Origin of the sequence: Streptomyces vulcanius, assembly GCF_042653945.1 — a bacterium.
GTDB lineage: Bacteria > Actinomycetota > Actinomycetes > Streptomycetales > Streptomycetaceae > Streptomyces > Streptomyces mangrovi.
Window position 1 is genome coordinate 1 of record NZ_JBHSFK010000092.1, and the last position, 6311, is coordinate 6311.

At 70.8% G+C, this 6311-nt stretch carries 6 protein-coding genes and 1 pseudogene; 2 read left to right on the forward strand and 5 right to left on the reverse strand.

What is annotated here, in order from left to right; translation table 11 throughout:
* A pseudogene (locus tag ACFPIH_RS55830) lies at positions 1-419 on the forward strand (glucose-6-phosphate isomerase); the annotation flags it as partial.
* A 59-nt stretch (positions 420-478) separates the two neighbouring features.
* Entirely contained in the window at positions 479-1300 is an 822-nt protein-coding gene (locus tag ACFPIH_RS55835; RefSeq protein ID WP_381187890.1) for a hypothetical protein, read from the forward strand.
* 30 nt (positions 1301-1330) lie between these two features.
* On the opposite strand, the gene pgl is transcribed toward ACFPIH_RS55835, so the two are convergent.
* The 5 genes from pgl to ACFPIH_RS55860 all read right to left on the reverse strand — a co-directional run.
* Entirely contained in the window at positions 1331-2113 is a 783-nt protein-coding gene (gene pgl / locus ACFPIH_RS55840) for a 6-phosphogluconolactonase (RefSeq protein ID WP_381187892.1), read from the reverse strand.
* Positions 2110-3351: a glucose-6-phosphate dehydrogenase assembly protein OpcA gene (opcA, locus tag ACFPIH_RS55845; protein ID WP_381187895.1), complete on the reverse strand. Its 1242-nt coding sequence runs from the start codon at positions 3349-3351 to the stop codon at positions 2110-2112. Before opcA ends, pgl begins: the two co-directional genes overlap by 4 nt.
* Positions 3348-4886, reverse strand: coding sequence for a glucose-6-phosphate dehydrogenase (zwf, locus tag ACFPIH_RS55850; protein ID WP_381187898.1), 1539 nt, complete (start codon positions 4884-4886; stop codon positions 3348-3350). The genes opcA and zwf overlap by 4 nt, the downstream gene beginning before the upstream one ends.
* 4 nt (positions 4887-4890) lie before the next feature.
* On the reverse strand, positions 4891-6009 hold the full coding sequence (gene tal / locus ACFPIH_RS55855) for a transaldolase (protein ID WP_381187901.1): 1119 nt from the start codon (positions 6007-6009) through the stop codon (positions 4891-4893).
* Between the two features lie 34 nt (positions 6010-6043).
* Positions 6044-6311 (reverse strand): transketolase-like TK C-terminal-containing protein (locus tag ACFPIH_RS55860; RefSeq protein WP_417801392.1); only part of this gene is annotated, 268 nt, incomplete at its 5' end.

Consider the following 6311-nt stretch of genomic DNA (forward strand, 5'->3'; position numbering starts at 1 on the left):
GCCCGGTCGCCGAGCTGAGCGGTGAACTCGCCGCGCAGCACGACCTGTTGATGGCCAACTTCTTCGCCCAGACCCAGGCACTCGCCTTCGGCAAGACACCCGACGAGGTCCGCGCCGAAGGCGTGCCGCAGGAGCTGGTCGCCCACAAGACGTTCAAGGGCAACCACCCCACGACCACGGTCCTGGCCCGCGAACTGACCCCGTCGGTGCTCGGTCAGCTGGTCGCGCTCTACGAGCACAAGGTGTTCGTCCAAGGCGCGATCTGGAACATCGACTCCTTCGACCAGTGGGGCGTGGAACTCGGCAAGGTCCTCGCCAAGCGCATCGAACCCGCACTGACCGAGGGCACCGAGGTTCCCGGCCTGGACGCCTCCACCAAGGCTCTGGTCGCCAAGTACCGCCAGCTGCGCGGCCGTTAGCCAGAAGCGTTCTTGTAGACTCCCGGGCGGTCATGCACACGATCGCTCGGGGGCCTCGCGTGGGCAGCAACGGACACCGCAGGAACTGGACCGACGGAAGTCTGACGGTCGGGTCCTTCCTGCTGCCGCATCGAGTGGCCCGGGCGGTGTTCCACCCCGCCTGGATCCCGCGCTCACTCGACCCGACCGTGGAGCGGCTCAAGCGCGCCCGGGTCGTCGTCGGCGCCGTCGCCGCCCTCGGCGTCTACAGCTTCGTCGAGGGTGGCTTCGCCTGGGACGAACTGCTGAAGAACGCCGCGACCGCGTCGGTCGTGCTGCTCTGCGTCACCCCGCTGACGATCGGCGTGATGCTCATGGTCTGGCGGCGTGGCGGCCCCGTGCGCACGCTGAGGGCGCGGCTCTTCGACTCGCTGAAACTGCTGGCACTGTTCATCGGCTCGGCCTTCGCCGCCCTCGCGCTGTTCGCGCTGGGCGACCAGCTCGGGACGCTCCCGAAGATCGTCCTGAGCGGCATGGGCCTGTGGGCCTGCTTCTTCGTGCTCGTCGGCGCGGCCAGCCTCACCGGCAACTTCTTCGGCACCGCCGCCGTGCACCGCTGTCTGCCGCCGCTGCTCGCCACCGTGACGACCTGGCTGATGGCCGTCCCCGACATCGTCACCACCGACATGCACGGCCTGGGCCGCGTCCTGGGCCCCACCTTCATCCTGGGCGCCCCGGTGACGGTCACGGCGATCGCCCTGCTGGAGGCCCATCGCCTCAGAAAGCGCTACGGCATCCGTCTGACGGCCCATCCGGCCCCGCAGACCCCGCCGACGCCGTCGGCGACATCGCCGTACATCCAGTACGGCGCCCGCAACGGGCAGAGCCCGTACGGCGGTTGACCGTACGGGCTCTGTCGGGGGACTACTGCCTCAGGCAGTCGCCGGCGGGTACAGCGACCTCGGCAGCTGAGAGGCCGCCGACCGGTCCAGAAGCCACAGGGTGCGGGCCCGGCCGCGGGCGCCCGCCGCCGGGGCCTGGATCTCGCCCGCGCCGGAGAGGGCGATCGCCGCGGCGTTCGCCTTGTCCTCGCCCGCCGCGAGCAGCCACACCTCACGGGCCGCCCGGATGGCCGGCAGCGTCAGCGTGACGCGGGTCGGCGGGGGCTTGGGCGCGCCGTGGACGCCGACCACCGTGCGCTCGGTCTCCCGCACGGCCGGCAGCTCCGGGAAGAGCGAGGCCACATGGGTGTCCGGGCCGACGCCCAGCATCAGGACGTCGAAGGTCGGCACGGAACCGTGGTTCTCGGGGCCGGCCGCCAGGGCCAGCTCCTCGGCGTACGCCTCCGCGGCGGCCTCCACGTCGGCGCCGTACGGACCGTCGGACGCGGGCATGGCGTGCACGCGCTTCGGGTCCAGTGGTACGGAGTCCAGCAGGGCCTCGCGGGCCTGCGTGACGTTGCGCTCCGGGTCGGCCTCGGGCAGGAAGCGCTCATCGCCCCACCACAGGTCGAGCCTGCCCCAGTCGATCGCGTCCCGGGCGGGCGCGGCGGCCAGGGCGGCCAGCAGGCCGTTGCCGTTGCGTCCGCCCGTGAGGACCACGGAGGCGGTGCCCCGGGAGGCCTGCGCGTCCACGATCCGGGTGATGAGCCGGGCCGCGGCGGCCTGGGCCATCAGTTCCTTGTCGCGGTGCACGACCAGCTGCGGGGCGGTCACTGCGAGGCCGCCTTTCCGGACAGCCCGGAAGGGATCGGCTTCAGCGGTGCCGGCGCCGCCCCTTTCTCCCCGGAAGCTTCCTCAACTGCTTCGAGGGCGCCCGGTTCTCCTTTGGCGGCTTCGGCTCCTTTGGCCGGCTCGGCCTCCGTGGCGGGCTCGGCTTCGACCTCGGCCTTCTCGACCTCGGCCTTCTCGATCGCGACCTCGGCCTGCTCGACCGCCGCCCCGGCCTTCTCGACCGCGGCCATGGCCCTCGCGATCGCGTCCCCGCTCGACTGCGACGCCGCCGGGGCCGTCGCCGCCGCCGAGGCCGACGCGTTCAGCCGCTCCACCCCGAACCGCAGCGCGGACGCGTAGGTGTCGTCCGGGTCGAGCCGGCGCAGCTCCTCCGCGATCAGCTCGGCCGTCTCACGGCGCTTGAGCGCCACCGCGCGGTCGGGCTGGCCCTCGATGGAGAGCGTGGCCAGGGAGCCGTCCGCCCGGTCCAGGACGATCGGCCCGGAGGAGGTCGCCATGCGGACGGCGGTGAGCCCGGGGCCGCTCGACAGCGAACGCCGGACGGGCACGTCCAGCCGGTCCGCGAGCCACATGGCCAGCAGCTCGCAGCTCGGGTTGAACTCCTCGCCCTCCACCTCGACCGACTCCACCTCGCAGGTGACCTGGTCCAGGGCCGCGGCCAGCATCGAACGCCAGGGCGTGATGCGGGTCCACGACAGGTCCGTGTCGCCGGGGGTGTAGGCGTCGGAGCGGGCGCCGAGCTCACGTACCGGCTGCTCGGAGGAGTAGGTGTCGGTGACGCGGCGCTGGGCCAGCGCGCCGAGCGGGTCGGCGGCCGGGTCGAGCGGCGCGTTCACCGGCCACCAGACGACGACGGGGGCGTCCGGCAGCAGCAGCGGCAGGACGACCGACTGGGCGTGGTCGGACACGTCGCCGTACAGCCGCAGGACGACCGTCTCGCCGGTGCCCGCGTCCGCGCCGACCCGCACCTCGGCGTCGAGCCGGGACTGCGTGCGGTCACGGGGCGAACGGGAGACGCGCTTGATGACCACGAGCGTGCGCGAGGGGTGCTCGCGCGAGGCGTCGTTGGCGGCCTTGAGCGCGTCGTACGCGTTCTCCTCGTCGGTGACGATGACCAGCGTGAGCACCATGCCCACGGCCGGCGTGCCGATCGCCCGACGCCCCTGGACCAGCGCCTTGTTGATCTTGCTGGCGGTGGTGTCCGTGAGGTCTATCTTCATGGCCGGCGCCAGCTCCGTCCCTCTCGTGCGAGCATTTCGTCCGCCTCGACGGGGCCCCAGGTGCCCGACGGGTACTGCGCGGGCGTGCCGTTGGCGTCCCAGTAGCGCTCGATCGGGTCGAGGATCTTCCAGGACAGCTCCACCTCTTCCGTGCGGGGGAAGAGGTTCGAGTCGCCCAGGAGGACGTCGAGGATGAGGCGCTCGTACGCCTCGGGCGAGGACTCCGTGAACGACTCGCCGTAGGCGAAGTCCATGGACACGTCCCGGATCTCCATCGAGGTGCCGGGCACCTTGGAGCCGAAGCGGACCGTGACGCCCTCGTCGGGCTGGACGCGGATGACGATCGCGTTCGACCCGAGTTCCTCGGTGGCCGTCGAGTCGAAGGGGGAGTGCGGGGCCCGCTGGAAGACGACCGCGATCTCCGTCACCCGGCGGCCGAGCCGCTTTCCGGTGCGCAGGTAGAAGGGGACACCCGCCCAGCGGCGGTTGTCGACCTCCACCTTGATGGCCGCGTAGGTGTCGGTCTTCGACTTCGGGTCGATGCCGTCCTCTTCGAGGTAGCCGATGGCCTTCTCGCCGCCCTGCCACCCGGCCGCGTACTGGCCGCGCACGGTGTCCCGGCCGAGGTCCTCGGGCAGCCGTACGGCCCCGAGCACCTTCTCCTTCTCGGCGGCCAGCGCGTCCGCGTCGAAGGAGGCCGGCTCCTCCATGGCCGTCAGGGCCATCAGCTGGAGGAGGTGGTTCTGGATGACGTCACGGGCGGCGCCGATGCCGTCGTAGTAGCCGGCCCGGCCGCCGATGCCGATGTCCTCGGCCATCGTGATCTGTACGTGGTCCACGAAGGACCGGTTCCAGATCGGCTCGAACATCGTGTTGGCGAAGCGCAGCGCCAGGATGTTCTGGACGGTCTCCTTGCCCAGGTAGTGGTCGATCCGGAAGACCTGGTCCGGGGCGAAGACCTCGTGGACGACCCGGTTGAGGTCCTCGGCGGAGGCCAGGTCGTGCCCGAAGGGCTTCTCGATGACCGCGCGCCGCCACGAGCCGTTCGTCTGGTCGGCGAGACCGTGCTTCTTCAGCTGCTGGATGACCACCGGGAAGGAGCGCGGCGGCACGGACAGGTAGAAGGCGAAGTTGCCGCCGGTGCCCTGTGCCTTGTCGAGCTCCTCGATGGTGCCGCGCAGGCGCTCGAAGGCGTCGTCGTCGTCGAAGGTGCCCTGGACGAAGCGCATGCCCTGGATGAGCTGCTGCCAGACCTCCTCGCGGAAGGGCGTGCGGGCGTGCGCCTTGACGGCGTCGTGGACCTCGGCGGCGAAGTCCTCGTGCTCCCACTCGCGGCGGGCGAAGCCCACCAGGGAGAAGCCCGGCGGCAGCAGACCCCTGTTGGCGAGGTCGTACACGGCGGGCATGAGCTTCTTGCGGGACAGGTCGCCCGTGACGCCGAAGATGACCAGGCCCGACGGCCCCGCGATACGCGGGAGCCGTCGGTCCGCGGGGTCACGGAGCGGGTTCGCTCCGGTACCGGGAAGGGGAGCCAAGGTCTCAGCCCTCCGTGGGGGCGAGGCGCTCCAGCTCCGCCTCGGTCGACTTCAGCAGGTCGTTCCAGGACGCCTCGAACTTCTCGACGCCCTCGTCCTCGAGGAGCTGCACGACGTCGTCGTACGAGATCCCGAGCCGCTCCACCGCGTCGAGCTCGGCGCGCGCCTGCTCGTAGGTCCCGGCGATGGTGTTGCCGGTGATCCCGCCGTGGTCCTCGGTGGCCTGGAGGGTCGCCTCCGGCATGGTGTTCACCGTGTTCGGCGCCACCAGGTCGTCGACGTACAGGGTGTCCTTGTACGCGGGGTCCTTCACACCGGTGGAGGCCCACAGCGGACGCTGCTTGTTGGCGCCCGCGCTCTCCAACGCGGCCCAGCGGCCGTTCGAGAAGACCTCCTCGTACGCCTGGTAGGCGAGCCGGGCGTTGGCGAGGGCGGCCTTGCCACGCGCGGCCTTGGCCTCGTCGGTGCCCAGCGCGTCGAGGCGCTTGTCGATCTCGGTGTCCACACGGGACACGAAGAAGGACGCCACCGAGTGGATCAGGGAGAGGTCGAGACCCTTCTCCTTCGCCTTCTCCAGGCCCGCCAGGTAGGCGTCCATGACCTCGCGGTAGCGCTCCAGCGAGAAGATCAGGGTGACGTTGACGCTGATGCCGTTGCCGATGACCTCGGTGATGGCCGGCAGACCCGCCCTGGTGGCCGGGATCTTGATCAGCGTGTTGGGGCGGTCGACCAGCCAGGCGAGCTGCTTGGCCTCGGCGACCGTCGCCCTGGTGTTGTGCGCCAGGCGCGGGTCGACCTCGATGGACACCCGGCCGTCCTGGCCGCCGGTGGCCTCGAAGACCGGGCGCAGGATGTCGGCGGCGTCACGGACGTCCGCCGTGGTGATCATGCGGATGGCCTCTTCGACGGTGACCTTGCGGGCCGCGAGGTCGGCGAGCTGCTGGTCGTAGCCGTCGCCCTGCGAGATCGCCTTCTGGAAGATCGACGGGTTGGTGGTGACGCCCACGACGTGCTGCTGGTCGATCAGCTCGGCGAGGTTGCCGGACGTGATCCGCTTGCGCGACAGGTCGTCCAGCCAGATCGCGACGCCCTCCTCGGAGAGGCGCTTGAGTGCGTCTGTCATGGAAAATGCATCTCCTACGTGTCGTATGTGGGCGTCAGCGCTGGGCGTCGGCGAGCCCGGAAACAAATTCAAGCGAGTCCCGCGCCTTCGCGGCCACGTTCTCCGCAGTGAAGCCGTACTCCTGGAAAAGGACCTTGCCGTCGGCCGAAGCACCGAAGTGCTCCAGGGAAACGATGCGGCCGGCCTCTCCGACGTACTTGTGCCAGGTCAGACCGATGCCCGCCTCGACCGCGACGCGTGCCTTCACGTTCGGCGGCAGGACGCTGTCCCGGTACCCCTGGTCCTGCTCCTCGAACCACTCC

What these genes read in the sequence shown, in the direction of transcription:
- tal (WP_381187901.1), bottom strand. Translation starts at nt 6,009, where the DNA reads ATGACAGACGCACTCAAGCGCCTCTCCGAGGAGGGCGTCGCGATCTGG.
- opcA (WP_381187895.1), bottom strand. Translation starts at nt 3,351, where the DNA reads ATGAAGATAGACCTCACGGACACCACCGCCAGCAAGATCAACAAGGCG.